14 protein-coding genes are annotated in these 15,522 nt (G+C 71.2%); 6 read left to right on the top strand and 8 right to left on the bottom strand.

The window, feature by feature from the left end:
* Nucleotides 1–2: 2 nt before the first annotated feature.
* Nucleotides 3–560, top strand: a complete 558-nt coding sequence (locus FHR33_RS03850) for an SET domain-containing protein (protein ID WP_183643570.1) — start codon at nucleotides 3–5, stop codon at nucleotides 558–560.
* Between the two features lie 103 nt (nucleotides 561–663).
* Here FHR33_RS03850 and FHR33_RS03845 read toward each other — a convergent pair whose 3' ends face one another.
* The gene (locus tag FHR33_RS03845) at nucleotides 664–1,809 is read right to left on the bottom strand and encodes a serine hydrolase domain-containing protein (RefSeq protein WP_183643567.1); all 1,146 of its coding nucleotides are present in this window, start codon (nucleotides 1,807–1,809) and stop codon (nucleotides 664–666) included.
* 123 nt (nucleotides 1,810–1,932) lie between these two features.
* Between FHR33_RS03845 and FHR33_RS03840 the strand changes: the two genes are divergently transcribed.
* The gene (locus FHR33_RS03840; RefSeq protein WP_183643564.1) at nucleotides 1,933–5,061 is read left to right on the top strand and encodes an AfsR/SARP family transcriptional regulator; all 3,129 of its coding nucleotides are present in this window, start codon (nucleotides 1,933–1,935) and stop codon (nucleotides 5,059–5,061) included.
* 70 nt (nucleotides 5,062–5,131) lie between these two features.
* Here the strand turns inward: FHR33_RS03840 and FHR33_RS03835 are convergent, their stop codons facing one another.
* Nucleotides 5,132–6,226 (bottom strand): M20 family metallopeptidase, encoded by a 1,095-nt coding sequence (locus tag FHR33_RS03835; protein ID WP_312895351.1) that lies wholly within the window; start codon nucleotides 6,224–6,226, stop codon nucleotides 5,132–5,134.
* Between the two features lie 196 nt (nucleotides 6,227–6,422).
* Entirely contained in the window at nucleotides 6,423–7,106 is a 684-nt protein-coding gene (locus FHR33_RS03830; protein ID WP_183643561.1) for a TioE family transcriptional regulator, read from the bottom strand.
* Nucleotides 7,107–7,196: 90 nt separating this feature from the next.
* On the opposite strand from FHR33_RS03830, the gene FHR33_RS03825 reads away from it, so the two are divergent.
* Nucleotides 7,197–8,363: an erythromycin esterase family protein gene (locus tag FHR33_RS03825; RefSeq protein ID WP_183643558.1), complete on the top strand. Its 1,167-nt coding sequence runs from the start codon at nucleotides 7,197–7,199 to the stop codon at nucleotides 8,361–8,363.
* Nucleotides 8,364–8,420: 57 nt separating this feature from the next.
* Here the strand turns inward: FHR33_RS03825 and FHR33_RS03820 are convergent, their stop codons facing one another.
* Nucleotides 8,421–8,912, bottom strand: coding sequence for a DUF488 domain-containing protein (locus tag FHR33_RS03820; protein ID WP_221240919.1), 492 nt, complete (start codon nucleotides 8,910–8,912; stop codon nucleotides 8,421–8,423).
* Nucleotides 8,913–8,973: 61 nt separating this feature from the next.
* The gene (locus FHR33_RS03815) at nucleotides 8,974–9,369 is read right to left on the bottom strand and encodes a RidA family protein (protein ID WP_183643556.1); all 396 of its coding nucleotides are present in this window, start codon (nucleotides 9,367–9,369) and stop codon (nucleotides 8,974–8,976) included.
* A 133-nt stretch (nucleotides 9,370–9,502) separates the two neighbouring features.
* On the opposite strand from FHR33_RS03815, the gene FHR33_RS03810 reads away from it, so the two are divergent.
* Entirely contained in the window at nucleotides 9,503–10,477 is a 975-nt protein-coding gene (locus tag FHR33_RS03810; RefSeq protein ID WP_183643553.1) for a helix-turn-helix transcriptional regulator, read from the top strand.
* Nucleotides 10,478–10,605: 128 nt separating this feature from the next.
* Entirely contained in the window at nucleotides 10,606–11,304 is a 699-nt protein-coding gene (locus tag FHR33_RS03805) for an alpha/beta fold hydrolase (protein ID WP_183643550.1), read from the top strand.
* Nucleotides 11,305–11,318: 14 nt separating this feature from the next.
* On the opposite strand, the gene FHR33_RS03800 is transcribed toward FHR33_RS03805, so the two are convergent.
* From FHR33_RS03800 to FHR33_RS03790, 3 genes are read right to left on the bottom strand one after another with little or no spacing between them, the layout of a single operon-like run.
* Nucleotides 11,319–12,767: an MFS transporter gene (locus FHR33_RS03800; protein WP_183643548.1), complete on the bottom strand. Its 1,449-nt coding sequence runs from the start codon at nucleotides 12,765–12,767 to the stop codon at nucleotides 11,319–11,321.
* A complete protein-coding gene (locus FHR33_RS03795; protein WP_183643545.1) occupies nucleotides 12,764–13,348 on the bottom strand; it encodes a TetR/AcrR family transcriptional regulator in 585 nt (194 codons plus the stop codon). The genes FHR33_RS03800 and FHR33_RS03795 overlap by 4 nt, the downstream gene beginning before the upstream one ends.
* Before the next feature lie 60 nt (nucleotides 13,349–13,408).
* Nucleotides 13,409–14,344 (bottom strand): glycoside hydrolase family protein, encoded by a 936-nt coding sequence (locus FHR33_RS03790; protein ID WP_246451649.1) that lies wholly within the window; start codon nucleotides 14,342–14,344, stop codon nucleotides 13,409–13,411.
* Between the two features lie 87 nt (nucleotides 14,345–14,431).
* Here FHR33_RS03790 and FHR33_RS03785 point away from each other — a divergent pair, with 87 nt between their 5' ends.
* Entirely contained in the window at nucleotides 14,432–15,382 is a 951-nt protein-coding gene (locus FHR33_RS03785; RefSeq protein ID WP_417629341.1) for a helix-turn-helix domain-containing protein, read from the top strand.
* The last annotated feature ends 140 nt before the right edge of the window (nucleotides 15,383–15,522 follow it).

Here is a 15,522-nt window from a genome sequence, read left to right as displayed (position 1 = left end):
TCATGAGCGGGACATACGAGGCTGACTGCTGGCTCAGCCCGAGCGCTCAGCCCCAGCACTCCCCCATCCACGGCACCGGCCTGTTCGCCATCGAGCAGATCCGACAGGACGAGGTCGTGATGCGGCTCGGCGGACGCGTCATCACCGATGAGATTCTGGCCCGCCTCGCACCGCCCTACAGCAGCCTCACCGTCGCCGAAGGCATCCACCTGCTTGTCGATCCCGCTCACCCGGTGCGCTACGGCAACCACTCCTGCGACCCCACTCTCTGGCACCGCGACGCAGCAACGGTGATCGCACGACGCGATGTCGATCCAGGAGAGGAGCTCACCATCGACTACGCCACGCACACCGGCGTCGAAGCGTGGTCGATGGCCTGCCGTTGTGACACGCCTTTGTGCCGGGGCGTCGTCACAGGCAACGACTGGCGACTGCCACGCCTGCAGGACACCTACGGCACCCACTGGAGCCCACCCCTGCTCGAACGCATCGAAGCCGCCGCCGTTGACCGCTCATCACCACTCACCGGGACCTCTACGCTCAGTGACCAACCGGAGTGACAGAGACGGGAATCGAGATCACTCGATCACGGCCTCATGCGAGGCGGACGTCACGGGCGAGAGGTCATACGAGACCGTACAGGGGTCGGCACGAGCCTCGTGCTCACGCGCCGATCGTGATGCCGAACTCCGCTTCAACGATCTTGAAGAGGAGGTCCCAGCTCTTCGCCTCGGTGTTGGTGTGGAAGGCGATGGTGTGCTCCCCGTCGGAGGTCCCCAGCGCGCAGAACATGTGTCCCCAGTAGCTGCCGGCCACACCGCACACGGTACGCCCGCCCGTCACCGCACGGTCGAGCTCGAACAGGCCGAGGCCGTAGCGGGTGTGCGGCAGCCAGCCGGCGCCCTCGGTGGAGACCGTGGTCCACATCTTGTGGTGCTGCGCGGGTGGCAGCAGGCCGCCGCCGGCCACGGCGTTGACGAATCGGATCATGTCGCCGGTGGTCGAGACGAGGTTCCCCGTCTCCCAGGAGGTGTTGAACTCGGTGACGTCGAGGGGTTCGAGCCCGGGTTCCTCCATCATCGACTCCCAGTTCTCCGGGGTGACGGACGCCGGGTCGACGCCGTCCTTGTAGAACTGGGTCGAGTACGCGCGCGGGTGCGGACCGCGGTACCCCGTCTCGCCTTCCGGGCGCACGTAGGTGGCGGTCAGGCCGAGCGGCCGGATGACCGTGCGCTCGACCTCGTCGGCGTAGGTGTGGCCGGTGACCTTCTCGATGATCGCACGGGCGATGGAGAAGCCGCCGTTGGCGTAGACGAAGCGCTCGCCGGGCTGACCGACCGGCGGCTGGGACACCGTCAACCGCAGCAGGTCGTCGAGGGTCCAGACATCGAAGCGATGCTCGGCGAATCGGGATCGGCTGGCATAGCCGGCCACCAGCTCCGGGGCGAGACCCGTGGCGAACAGGCCACCGGTGTTGCTGAGCAGGTGCCTGATGGTGATCCTGTCGCCGTCGTAGCCACCGGCGTTCAGCAGGCCGGGCAGCCATCTGTTGACCGGGTCCTCGATGTCCAACCGGCCCTCGGCCTCCAGGGTGAGGATGGCGGCGGCGGTGAAGGCCTTGGCGGCGCTGCCGATGGGCAGGCACTCCCCCGGCCCGCGCCGGGCCCCGGTCGTGAGGTCGGCCACTCCTGCGGTACCGAACCAGAGGCCGTCGGAGTCCTTGACCTCGGCGACGATGCCGGGGATCTCGAGCTCGGCCACCGCCCACTCGAGCACGTGCTGCGTCTTCTCATGCCCTTTGCCTGTCATGTCGCGCCTTTCGGTGAGCCGTCGTTGACGGTCTCGACGATGCGCGTCGGCGATGACAGCCCTCTTACAGCGCTACGACAGGCGGCGCGGTCGCTGTAAGCGGCGCCTCCTAATCTGATGGCCATGCGGATTGAGGTGCTGGGGCCGGTCCGGGCCTACGGCGACGGCGGGGCGTCGATCGACGTCGGCGGGACCAGGGTTCGTGCGCTGCTGGCCAGGCTGACGCTGGCCGGTGGCCAGGTGGTGCCGGTCGACACGCTCATCGACGGGCTGTGGGGCGAGCGCCCGCCGCGGCAGAGCGTCAGAGCGCTGCACGCGCTGGTGTACCGGCTGCGGAGGGCGTTGGGCGAGAACGAGGTCGTGGAGCTGGCGTCCGGTGGATACCGTCTTCACGTACGCGCCGAGGACGTCGACGCCTACCGCTTCGAGAAGCTGGCCAAGCAGGGCCGCGGCGCACTGGCCGCCGGGGCCGGAAGGAAGGCGGTCGCGCTGCTGGGCGACGCGCTGACGCTGTGGCGGGGCGACGCGCTGGCCGACGTGCTCGACGTTCCTTTCGCCGGTACGGCTGCCGCCCGCATGGAGGAGCTGCGTGCCGCGGCCACCGAGGACTGGTTCGAGGCGGAGCTGCTGCTGGGCAACCCCGGCGACATCCTGGCCGAGCTGGAGGCGGCGACCGCGGCGCATCCGCTGCGCGAACGGCTGGCCGTCCTGAGGATGCGGGCGTTGCACGCCGCCGGCCGCCAGTTCGAGGCTCTGGCCCTGTACGAACAGGTGCGCCGCACGCTCGCCGAGGAACTGGGCGTCGACCCATCCGAGGAGCTGCGCAGGACGCACCTGGCGGTGTTGCGCGGCGAGAGTGAGCTGTCGGAGCGCTCCCGGGCGGCACCGGGTCGGCTGCCGGCCCCGCTGACCGGCTTCGTCGGCCGCCAGCAGGAGCTGAAACTGCTCGCCGGCCTGTTGGAGAGCTCACGGCTGGTCACAGTCGTAGGACCCGGAGGAGTGGGCAAGACCCGCCTGGCCGTGGAGGCGGTGAGCCGGCATCGGGCCCATCGGCGCGGCCGGGTCTGGCTCATCCCCCTGGCCGGGGTGGACACGCCGGCCGGGTTGCCCGAGGCGGTGCTGGGCGCGATCACCACGACAGAGGCCCTGCCGCCGGGGACCCCGCTCGATCGATCGGTGACCCTGCTCGCCGGTGGCGAGGGCGTGCTCATGCTGGACAACTGGGAGCAGATCGCACAAGCGGTGGCCGAGTTCGCCTGGCAGTTGCTCGAGCGCCTGCCGAACCTGACCATCCTGACCACCAGCAGACAGCCGCTGGAGGTCACCGGTGAAGCGCTGTGCCGTCTGGCCCCGCTCGCCCTGCCCCCGGCACACGCCGACCCCCTTCGCGCCGCGCAGGCGACGGCGGTACGGCTGTTCCTCGATCGGGCGGTCGCTGTACGGCCCGGCTTCGCGCTGGACGAATCGACGGCGGGCCCGGTGGTGGACATCGTGCGCCGGCTGGACGGCCTGCCGCTCGCGCTGGAGCTGGCGGCTGCGCGGCTGCGCACGATGAACGCCGACGAGCTCCTCCGGCGGCTGGATGATCGCTTCCGGCTGCTCGGCGCCGGCAACAGGACGGCCCAGCCGCGGCAGCAGACTCTACGTGCGGTCATCGACTGGAGCTGGGACCTCCTCACCGATCAAGAGCGGGCACTCGCCCGCCGGATGTCGATGTTTCCGGCCAGGGCCGGTCTCGGCCCGATCGAGGCGGTGTGTTCGGAGGACTCCGCGGGAGAGGTCGCCTATCTGCTGGATGGCCTGGTCGACAAGTCCATCGTGGAGCGGGCCGGTGACGGCTACCGGATGCTGGAGAGCATCCGGGCCTACGCGGCCGACGACCTCCGCTCCGCCGAGGAGCGCGAAGCCGTACGGCGAAGGCTCACGCGCCACTACGCCGGCCTGGCCGAGCGACACGAGCCGCTGCTGCGCTCGCCCCAGCAGGTGGAGACGCTGCGGTTGTTCGACGTCGAGTACGACAACTTCGTGTACGCCCTCCAGGCGGCCATCGACGACGGCGACGCCGAGGCGGCGGCCCGGATCCTCGCCCCGCTGTACTGGTACTGGGACATGCTGCGTTACGACGGCCGGGCCGACGTCTACGTGGCCAGGGTGCTGGAGTACGGCGACGCGCTGCCTCCGGCGGCCAGGGCCGCGTTCACCACGATCCACCTGCTGGCCGGTGGAGGAGACGCCGGGCGGTTGCGGGCGGCCATCGAGGACTGTGCGAGGACGGGCGCGCTGCCGCGCTATCCGATGCTGCTGACCATGACGCTGACGGCGGCCCTCATGGCCGGCCTGGACGACCTGGTCGAGCGGGAGATGACCCGGGTCCGGGACGGCTCGGACGGCTGGGCCATCGCCCACACCCACCTGGTCGAGGCGCTGCGCAGCCGTACCCGTGGAGACTGGACGGGCGGCGCGAGCGCGGCGGCCAGGGCGTTACGCGCGTTCGAGGAGGCGGGCGACCGGTGCTGGACTGCGATGATGCTGAACGGCACGGCGCAGATCCATGCCATCGAGGGCCGTCACGACGAAGCGGTCGCCGACTACGAGCGCAGCATCTCGATCAGCACAGGCCTCGCCTGGCAGGAGGAGATCTCATCCCGGCTGGGACTCGCCACGCAGCGCATGCGCGCCGGCGATCCGAAGGGAGCCAGGCACGACCTCCAGAGCGCGGAACAGGCGGCATGGGAGCGCGGTCAGCCCATGCTGGAGATCCAGGTCCATGCCTGCTCGGCAGAGCTGTACCGCCGCTGCGGCGAGATCGACCGAGCCGATCAAGAACTCGACCGGCTGGAGAGGGTCGCCCGCGCGTTGTCCCTGCCTGCCGAGACGAGCGAGAGCCTGCTGCTGCCTGCCAGGACGACGAACCTCCTCACTGCCGGTGACACCACACGGGCGCGCGCGATGCTGCCCGGCGCCGTCCGGGCGGCACAGGCGAACATGGACCTTCCGCTGGCCGCCCAGCTCCTGGCCCGGCTGCTGTCGCTCGAGGGCGACCCGGCGGGTGCGGCCACCGCGCTCGGCATGAGCGAGGTCATCCGCGGCACCTTCGACCGGGGCGACCTGGAGCTGAGCTCGCTCGTGTCCACCCTGGCGGACCGGCTCGGCAGCACCGGCTATGCCAAGGCCTACCACCGGGGCGCCGGCCTGCCGCGGCATGAAGCGATCGACCGCGTGATCGACAGCGTCATGGAGTCACCGAGCTGACCGGGCCTACGTGAGCGCCCGGCCACCGCACGGTCGGCAGGCGCCCCCGAGAACCCGCGATCGGCCGGGCTCAGCCCGCGCGGACGTCGTCGATCAGGGCGGCCAGCAGGGCGGCGCGCTCGGCCATGGCCGAGATCACGATGTACTCGCCCTCGGCATGGGCGTGGTCTCCCACCGCGCCCATGCCGTCCAGGGTGGGCACGCCGACGCCGGCGGTGAAGTTGCCGTCGGAGCCGCCGCCGACCGCGACGCCCCGCAGCTCGGGCAGGCCGAGCTGACGTGCCAGCCGTACGGCCCTGGCGAACAGCTCCGCGGAGCTGGAGCTCTCCAGCGGCGGCCGGTTCGGCCCGCCCTTCACCTCGACCGACGCCCCGGGAAGGTGCGCTCGCAGGGCGCCGAAGGCCGCGTCCACCCGCGCCTGCTCGGCGACGGTCTCGGCCCTGACATCCACGGTGAACCCGGCGTGGGCGGGCACGGTGTTCGTGGTCGTCCCGCCGCTGAGCACCGTCGGAGTGACCGTGGTGCCGTCCCGCTCGAACGCCTGGACAGCGAGGATCTGGTGGGCCAGCTCCACCGCGGCGTTGACCCCCTTGTGCGGCTCCAGCCCCGCGTGGGCGGCTCTTCCTCCGACGATCACCTCGTAGAGCGAGACGCCCTTGCGCTGGACCTTCAGCGCGCCGTCCGCGCTGGCCTCCAGGACGAACGCCGCCCTGGCGCCGCGGGCCTGCTCCTCGATCCAGGCGCGCGAGGTCGGCGAGCCCAGCTCCTCGTCGGTGGTCACCAGCAGCGTGACGCCGTCCAGGTCGGTCAGCGTGGAGACCGCGTGCAGCGCCTGGACGAGCCCCGCCTTCATGTCGAAGCTGCCGGGCCCGGTGGCCAGATCGCCGTCGACCTCGAACGGCCAGCGGTCGAGCGTGCCGAGCGGCCACACCGTGTCCAGATGCCCGACCAGCAGCACCGTGGTCCTGCCGCCGAACCGCCACAGCAGATGCGGCCTGTCCTGCCTGCTCACCACCTCGGGCCGCCGCCCCGTGATGCGCCAGGCGATCTCGGTGAGGACGTCGGCGCAGCGCATCGTGGCCTTGACGTCGTGCGAAGGCGACTCGCAGGTGACGAGCCTTTCCAGGTCGCGGACCATCTGGCGGACATCGAGAGACGTGCTCACGGGGCGTTCTCCTTCACAACGGCGCTGTCGCCTCGGATTGTGCTGGGCTTGAGCCCCGCGCCGCTTCGTCGCATGGACCGAAAGAGCGGCGGTTGGTAGGGCCGTGCGCACGGAAGGAGCGCCGGCCGGGCATGAAGACGATGGTCACCTTGCCCTCCGTAACCATGCCGTTTCCTGGGGTGGACGTGGCTCGGCCTCAGGGTTGGCGGGCGCAGAGGTAGGCGTCCAGGTCGGCGGCGCCCTTGAGCATGGCGCGGCCCCGGGCGGACAGGCGGGCCTGCCAGTCGTGCAGGGTCGACTCCAGCGGGGCGACGCCTCCGGCGGAGCGGACCTGAGCGATCAGCGGGGCGATCTGCTCCAGCAGGTAGCCGCCCCGCCTGAGCTGGTGGACCAGCCGGACGTCGCGGACGTCGGCCGCGCCGTAGACCCGGTAGCCCGTCTGCGGATCGCGGCTTGGCCGGACCAGCCCGGCGTTCTCCCATTTGCGCAGGGTGGCAGGGCGGATGCCGAGCCTCCTGGCCAGGGGGCCGATGAAGGTGTCGCCGCGCTCCTGCGGCACGGGCGCCAGATCGCGGAGCGCGGCTTCGACGGCCTGCAGGGTGCGGCGGTCGTCGAGGAGCTGGCCGTGGCACTCGTCGATGAGCCGCAGCGCGTCCTCGGTGGCGCCCCGGTTGACCGCCTGCATGATCGACGTGGCCGTCTGGTGACCGTGCCCGGGCACCAGGGCGAGGAAGGCGCGCAGGGCCTGCGCGTGCAGCGGCGTATAGGTGCGGTAGCCGTGGACGGTGCGTTCGGCCGGGGGCAGGATGCCGGCGTCCTCGTAGTTCCTGATCGCCTGAGTGGACAGGCCGTGCTCGCGCGCCAGGTCCACCGGCCTCATGAATGCATCCCCGATTGAAGGTTCATCGTGACGATCACTGGGTTTACCGGGGAAAGTTTACACCGAAGGTTCAACGATAGCGTTGAAGCCATGGATATCAAGGACACGGCCCGGCCGCTCGACGGCGCGGGTGTCTCGGCCTTCCTCCGTTCGCTGCCCGCCAAGCCCCTGCTGCTCGGCCTGGGCGAGGCCAGGCACTTCGTGGAGGAGCTGGGCGAGATTCGCAACGAGGTCTTCCGGCATCTGGTCGAGCACGAGGGCTACCGGTCGTTCGCCATCGAGAGCGACTGTCTCATGGGTCTCCTGGTGGACGACTACCTCACGACGGGCGCGCACACGCTCGATGACGTCATGGAGCGCGGCTTCAGCCACGCCTTCGGCGCGTCACCGGCCAACCGCGAGCTCGTGCGCTGGATGCGGGCCTACAACGAGGAGCATGACGAAAAACTCCGGTTCTTCGGGTTCGACGCCCCACTGGAGTACTGGGCGGCCAGCCCACGCGAGGCGCTCACCGCCCTCCACGGCCTCCTCGACGGACCGCTCCCCTGGACCAGGGAAACCCTCGACACGCTGCTGGGCCCCGACGAGCGGTGGTCGAACGAGGCCACGGCCATGGACCCGTCCCAGTCGATCGGCCAGTCCGCCGACGCCCAGCGGCTGCGACTGATCGCCGACGACCTGGTGGCGCTGCTCGACACGCAGGCGCCGCGGTTGAGCGCGCAGGACAGGGAGCGGGCGGCACTCTACGGGCGCACCGCGACCGGTCTGCTCCGCTACCACTACTGGATGGCCGACGCGTCCCCGGAACGGTGGACCCGGCTGTCTGCCCTGCGAGACGCGATGATGGCCGCCAACCTGCGTGCGGTCGCCGAGCACGGCCCTGCCCTGGTCTTCGCCTCCAACCTTCACCTGCAGCGGAACAAGAGCGTCATGCCGCTCGGCGACCAGCAGCTGGAGTGGTGGAGCGCAGGGGCGATCACCGCGACGCACCTGGGCGACCGGTACGCCTTCCTGGCCTCGGCCCTCGGCACGGTCGGCGACGACGCCCCGGCACCGGACACCGTCGAGGGCATGCTGTCCACTCTCCCGTGGGACCACTCTCTCCTCGACGCCCGCCGCCTGGCCGAGGCCGTCACGCAGCCCGCCCCGCGCGTCTCCCACGATTTCGCCTACTTCCCGCTGGATGCGGCCCAGCTCGGCCACATCGACGGCGTCGTCTTCCTCAAACAGGCTGTCAGGATGAAGAAGCTGGGTTGACCGGCGCGCGCGTGTCTGGTTCGGGCTGGACGCTGGCCGGGGCAGCGGCGGCACGCGTCACCACGGGCGCAGGTGCTCGATCGTGACGTGGTGCTGCTCGGTCAGCCGCCGGGCGATCAACGAGCGGTGGCAGGCCTCGGGGTCGCGTTCGACACAGAGCAGCGCCGCGGTCCCCCTGTCTGGCAGCTCCGACACGATCGGCGTGAGGTCGGCGCGGTCGAGGATCTCGGTGGTGTAGCGGCGGGTGTACCCGGCGGCGAGTTCGCGGCGCGAGCGCTTGCCGACCCCTTGCCGGTCATCCTCGGCGTATTGGAGTTGGCGCAACTCGGTGGTCGGAGCGAGCTCACGGTGGTGCTCGTAGGCGATCCCGGCACCGGCGAGGGCCGCCTGCAGCCGACCCGCGTTCGCCCAGGCGTACTCGGGTCCGCGGACCCCGCGGCGCTGGCGTACGTCGAGCAGCAGACGGACGTCCGCCTGCCGCAGTCGTTGCAGGAAGGACTCGCCGCCGAAGCCATAGACGCCGATTGTCACCATTCTGAGCACCGACATCACCCACCTGCCTCCTACTCGTGCCGCCTCCGGCAGCCCTGCCGGAGGCGGCGAGGTCACATCACGCGACGGCGGTCCCCTCGAGCTCGACCATCAGGTCGGGGATCGCCAGCCGTGTCACCCCGAGCATCGTGGTGGACGGCGCCACCCCGGCGGCGCCCAACCTCGACGCCAGCACGCCGTAGTGCTGGAAAAGCCGATCGACGTCGGTGGTGTAGACGTTGAGCCGGACGAGGTTCGCGAGGGTCATGCCGGCCTCGCCGAGCACGGCCTCCAGGTTGTCGAGGCTCAGCGCCAACTGCGCCGCCATGTCCTCGGTATGCTGGGGCTTGCCGTCGCCGCTCATCGCCGTCTGCCCGGCGCAGTACAGGGTCCGGGTGTGCCCGGAGACGACCTCACCCTGGTTGTAGCCCATCTCCACCGACCATGCCCACGGGTTGACCGCTGTTCGCTCCATTGCCACATCAGCTCCATTCGATATGTCGACATCAGCTATGTCGATCGGCTCGGTAGCCGTCATCTTCTGGTCGTTGATGAGCCTCCCAACAAATCACGACATCCTGTGTCGTGTATTTCGGTAGAGTTTTCGTATGCGCGCCGACCGGTTGGTGTCGCTGGTGCTGCTGCTGCGCCAGCACGGTCGGCTGTCCGCGGCCGCGCTGGCCCGCGAGCTGGAGGTCTCCACGCGCACGGTGCTGCGCGACATCGAGGCGCTGTCCGCAGCGGGCGTCCCTGTCTACGCCGAACGCGGCCGGCACGGCGGTTTCGCGTTGTTGCCCGGTTTCCGGACCGAGCTCACCGGGCTGAATCACGACGAGGCTCTTGCCCTGCTGGTCGCCGGATCGCGGCGCGGCGCGCAGGCCTTCGGCCTCGGCTCGGCGCTCGCTTCGGCGATGCTCAAGGTGGTTGACGCGCTACCCGAAAGCTATCGGGACACCGCGGCCGGGGCGGCCGAGCGATTGCTCATCGACCCGGAGACCGACCTCCTCTCGCGTCGGCTGGTCGATGAGGAGGTGCCTGACGCCATAGTGGCCGAGGTCCTGCGCGCGGTGTTCGCCGGACACAAACTGCAGATTCACTACGCGGCCGTGGACCAGGGCCCGAAGTGGCGCACGGTGGACCCGATCGGGCTGGTCACCGTACGCGACCGGGGGTATCTGCTGGCAACGAGGTCCGGCGCGGACCGCACCTACCGGCTGTCCAGGATCGTGGCCGCCAAGGAACTCGCCGAACCCGCACAACGACCAGACCGGGTCAATCTGGACCGAGCCTGGCAGGAACGCAGCACGCGGTTCCGGACCGGCGGCGACCAGGTCACCGTGCTGGTACGGGTGCACCCCAAGCGGCGGGAGGACCTGGTGGGCACCGCGCTGGCCGTCCTTGCCGAAGAAGTCGACGCCGACGGCTGGCTGCGGCTGGAGGTGACCTTCCAAGATCCGAGACACGCCGAATGGGCGCTGTGGCAGCTGGCCACGAGCGCGGAGGCCCTGACCCCGCAGTGGTTGCGCGACTCCCTGCGCACCCGCGCCGCCGCGATCGCCAGCCGCTACGGAGTGTCATCCTGACGGTTGTCACCTTCTGCGGGCCGCCGCCGGCCGCTCCATACGGGGAGGCGCCCAAGCGCGCCGAACGACGCGCGCCAGCTCCCCTACGCGAGCGGGCGGTTGTCAGGCTGCTCCGTTACGGTGCAGCCATGGCGAATTTCGTACTGGTCGCAGGCGCGCGGCTCGGGGCGTGGGCGTGGGACGAGGTGGTGCCGTATCTGCGCGCGGCCGGCCAGGGCGCCCACCCGGTGACGCTGTCCGGTATTGCCGACAGGCGGGGTGTGCCGGCTGGGCAGCAGATCCACGTCCAGGACATAGTCGACGAGGTCGAAGGCCAGGATCTGCGCGACGTCGTCCTGGTGGGTCACAGCTACTCGGGCATCCCGGTCGGTCAGGCCGCAGAGCGGATCGGTGACCGGCTGGCCCACGTGATCTTCGTCGATTCCAGCGTGCCGGCCGATGGCGAGGCGTTCGTCTCCGCCTGGCCGGACGGTGGGGCGATGGTGAAGGCGTCGATCGCCGACAACGGAGGGTTTTGGCCGCTCGTGCCCGCGGCCCACTACGACGGCCAGGGCCTCACCGACAAGCAGATCGCCCGGATCGTGGGTGGCTCGACGCCGCACCCGGGCGCCACCCTGACCGAGCCCGCCGTGCTGGCACGGCCACTTGACGAACTTCCTGCCACGTACATCCACTGTCTGCTCGCCGGAGCCGAGCTCAGCGACGACGTGGCCACGCTGCTGACCGGTAAGCACTGGCGGCTGGTCGAGATGGACACCGGCCACTGGCCGATGTTCTCCCAGCCGCGCGAACTGGCGCAGATCTTCCTCGAAGCAGCCGGGGAGTGACCGCAGGCTCTCCCTCATGTGCGCGATACCGGGTCGGCGGCGGCGCGCGAGGGCAGCCTCAGGGCCGCCGGTACGCCGAGCGCGGCGACGCCCGCGAGAAGCAGCAGCGTGGGCCCCATCGCGCCGCCGAAGGCCGCGGCTGTCCACCGCGATGCCCCGTCACCGGCCAGGCCGGGCGCGATGAGCGTGATCGACGTGGTGGCCAGGGCGATGCCCAGCGCCGGGCCGATGTTCACGATGGTCTGCTTCAGCCCGCCGGACACCCCCACGTCGTCGGTGGACGCCTGCTGCACGACGACGGCCGTCGCCGTGACCATCACCGTGCCGAAGCCGGCGCCCAGCAGGAGGAACGCCCCTGCCATCGCCGGTGAGGCCGCCGACCTGTCCGCGCCGGCCAGCAGCACCATTCCCGAGCTGACCAGGGCCAACGCCGTCAGGGCTGTCCGGCGGGGACCTTGACGACGCAGGAGCACGGCGGTGACCGGCGCGGCGACCACCATCATCACCGCCAGCGGCAGCACGCGCAGCCCGCTCTGCAGCGGGTCCAGCGCCAGCACCTCCTGCAGGAAGTAGCTGCCGACGAACAGCGCCCCGAACATCGCCGCGGAGGCCGCCAGCAGGACAGCCAGCGCTGCGGTCAGCGGCCGCGACGCGAGCACCTGCCGGGGTATCAGCGGGTGGGCGGCGACCCGCTGGTGCTGGACGAACGCGCCGCCCGCCGCGACGGCCGCGGTCAGTCCGAGCGCGGTGCCCACGGTCCATCCCGTACGCGGTAACTCCACCAGGGTGTGGACGAGGCACGCCAGGGCCGAGGCCAGCAGGCAGGCGCCGGTCAGGCCGAGCCGGGCCGTGCGGCCACCAGCCTTGGTGCCGGTGCCGGTGCCGGCGCCGGTGCTGCGCGGCGCCGGCACACGGACGGCCAGAGCGGCTACGCCGATCGCGAGCGCGGGAGCCACGTTCAGGAGGAACACCGAGCGCCAGCCGAAGTGGGCGGTCAGCGCGCCGCCGACGAGCGGGCCGGCGGCGGCCGCCAGGCCGATGGCGCTGCTGCGCGCGGCGATGGCCATCGGGAGCCGGTCGGCAGGGAACGCGGCGCGCAGCATCCCGAGCGTGGCCGGTTGCAGCAGCGCGCCGAAAATGCCTTGGGCGACGCGCAGGCCGATGACCCAGCCGATGTCGGGCGCCAGCGCGATCGCCGCCGAGGTGGCGGCGAAGCCCAGGGTCCCGGCGGCGAAGACCTCCCGGTGACCGTAGCGGTCGCCGACCCTGCCGGCGAGGACGAGCAGGGCGGCCACGGCGATGAGGTAGCCGGTGCTGGTCCACTGGACCTGCGCGAAGGAGGCGTGCAGGTCTCGTTGCAGGGCGGGCTGCGTGATGGTGAGCACGGTTCCGTCGAGGGCGACGATGACCGCCCCGGTGACGCTGCAGGTCAGCGTGAGGTGGCGCTGGCGTCCCGGCCTCACCGCGGTTCCGGCCCGAGGTGCGCCTCCAGAGTGGCCCGCAACAGCGGTTCGAGCTCAGCCGATCCGGTGGTCAGCTGCAGGCTGCCCCACCCCCACAGCTGGGCGAGGCCGTGCGCGTTCGCCCACAACACGCCCGCGGCGATCCGCGGGTCCACGCCCGGCCGCAGGCCTGCCCGGATCAGCAGATCCGTCACGACGTGGAACAGCGGCAGGCTGGCTTCCCGCAGGCCCAGATGGTTGCTCTCGAGCAGGTCGTGGCGGAACATCAGCTCGTACATGCCGCGGTTGGCCAGCGCGAAGCCGAGATAGGCCCGGCCCAGCGTCGTCAACTGCGCACGCGGATCCGCCCGGCCGTCGCCCAGTGCCCGGGCGACCTCGGCGCCCAGGGCCGCGAAGCCCTCGCGGGCGATGGCGGACAGCAGTTCGAGGTGGGTGGGGAAGTAACGGCGCGGTGCGCCGTGTGAGACTCCGGCCCGCCGGGCGATCTCACGCAGTGACAGCGCCTGCGTCCCCTCGCGGGTCACCAACTCCACGCCGACCTTGATCAGGCGGGCACGCAGCCCTTCGTCATCCTCCTGCATAGACACTGTCTACCATCGCCGCGTAGACAGTGTCTATGCAGGAGGCCGGCAGGATGCCCGTCACGGTCGAGGAGCCGTCGAGGTGCCGTCGAGCGACGGCGGTCTCGCGGCGTGGGTCACCAGTTCGGTGCGTAGCTCATGGCTGTCGTCCGGTAGACGGGCCTCGTAGAACAGCCGGTGGCCACCGTTCGGGAGGGGGAGCACGTCGAGGTAGCGGACGTCCGCGACGGGTGAGCCGGCGACCGGTGTCAGCAGCGGCGAGTCGTCGAGGCTCCGTGGCGCCGCTAGGCCGGTGCGTTCGCGCCAGTTCTCAGCCGCCGAGGCGCGGCCGTCGTAGCAGGCGCGGCCGTCCGGCAGGACGCTCGTCAGGCGGGCGCCGCGGGCGTCCCAGGAGCCGGGCCGGCCGGTGAGAACGGTGCCGAACCACTGCCAACGCAGCCCGTCTTGGCTGGTGGCGTATGCGGTGGTCATGCGGTCCTCCTCGCCCGGCACGTCCAGTGGGTGGCAGCAGATCCACGCCCGCCACTTCCGGCCGTCGTACCGGATCACCGGGTCCTTGACCCCGGTACGCGCGTCGCCCTCGAAGACCGGCCGGACGTCCGCCTCCGCCAGCCCCTCAGGGGATGCGGCCTCGACGACTCCGATCCACCAGTGCTTGGTCCCCGGCGTGGCGCAGCTGACGTACAGCCGCCAGCGGTCGGATGACGTGCGCACCAGGGCGGGTCGCTCCACCATCGCGGCGCCGAAGCGGTGGCGTGGCAGGAGGGCGACCGTGGTGAAGCGCTCGCCGTCGGCGGAGCGGGCCACGACGTTGTGGTCCTCGCCGTCCCGTACACGGTAGGCCAGGACGAACGTGCCGTCGGCGTCGAGCGCGGCGCTCGGCGCGCCCGCCCAGCGTTGCGGCCCGGGACCGGGCGCCGGAACAGCGACCGCGGAGCGTCCCCGACCAGGCAGGGGGAACGCTCGCGCGGCGCTGCGGTGAGTGTTCGATGTCATGCCCTCAAGCCTCGTATCGGCAGGAGGCCTGGCGGGAGTGGCAGCAATGCCCAAGTACGGGAACTTCCTGCCATACTCGATGTCGTGATCCGCGACGTCGTGGCCGTGGTCGGAGACCGAGTCGCCACGTTCGAGCTCGGGATCGTCTGCCAGGTGTTCGGCCTGGATCGTGCCGACGACGGGCTGCCCGTCCACACCTTCGCGGTCTGCGCGCCGCGGCCGGGCGCGATCCCGACGACCTCGGGGTTCTCCGTCCAGGTCGAGCACGGGCTGGACCGCATCGCGGGCGCGGACCTCGTGGCCGTTCCCGCCTGGCCGCAGCTCGACGCGCCCGTCCCTGAGCCCCTGCTGGCGGCCCTGCGAGAGGCCGCCGGGCGCGGCGCCCGGGTGCTGACCGTCTGCACAGGCGCCTTCCTGCCGGCCGCCGCCGGGCTTCTCGATGGCCGGTGTGCCACCACTCACTGGCAGTTCGCCGGACTGCTCTCCCGGCGCCACCCCCGCGTCCGGGTCGATCCGAACATCCTGTACGTCGAGGACGGCCCGGTGCTCAGCAGTGCCGGGGCGGCGGCTGGAATCGATGCCTGCCTGCATCTCATTCGCCTGGAGTACGGCGCCGCCACAGCCAACGCCTTGGCCAGGCGTCTGGTCGTGCCTGCCCACCGCTCCGGCGGGCAGGCCCAGTACGTGGAGGCGCCCATGCCGCCGCCACGCACACCGTACGAGCTGTCGGAGCTGCTCGACTGGATTCTTGAGCACCTCGACCGGCCGCTGACGGTGCAGCTGCTCGCGGCGCGCGCGGCGATGTCGCCGCGGACGTTCGCCAGGCGGTTCAAGGCGCTGACGGGGACGACACCGCACCGGTGGCTGCTCGAACGGCGGCTCCAGCTCGCCGAGGAACTACTGGAGACCACCGACCTGAGCGTGGAAGCCGTGGCCGTGCGGGCCGGGTTCGGCGGCGCCGACACCCTGCGCCACCACTTCGCCGCGCGCCGAGGCGTCGCCCCCGCGGCCTACCGCCACGCCTTCCACCGCACCTGATCGGCCGCCCGGCCCTCACCGGTCGCACGCGAACGGCACATCGTGAGAATCGGACAGCTCTGGACGCCCCCATCACGGACCACTCACACACTCGGCCTCCTCGAAGGCCTAACTGGCACATGCGTGGGATCGGTGGCCGA

The sequence above is a fragment of the Nonomuraea dietziae genome, assembly GCF_014195505.1.
In the GTDB taxonomy this organism is placed as follows: Bacteria; Actinomycetota; Actinomycetes; order Streptosporangiales; family Streptosporangiaceae; genus Nonomuraea; species Nonomuraea roseola.
This window is presented reverse-complemented; position numbering and strand designations above follow the sequence as displayed.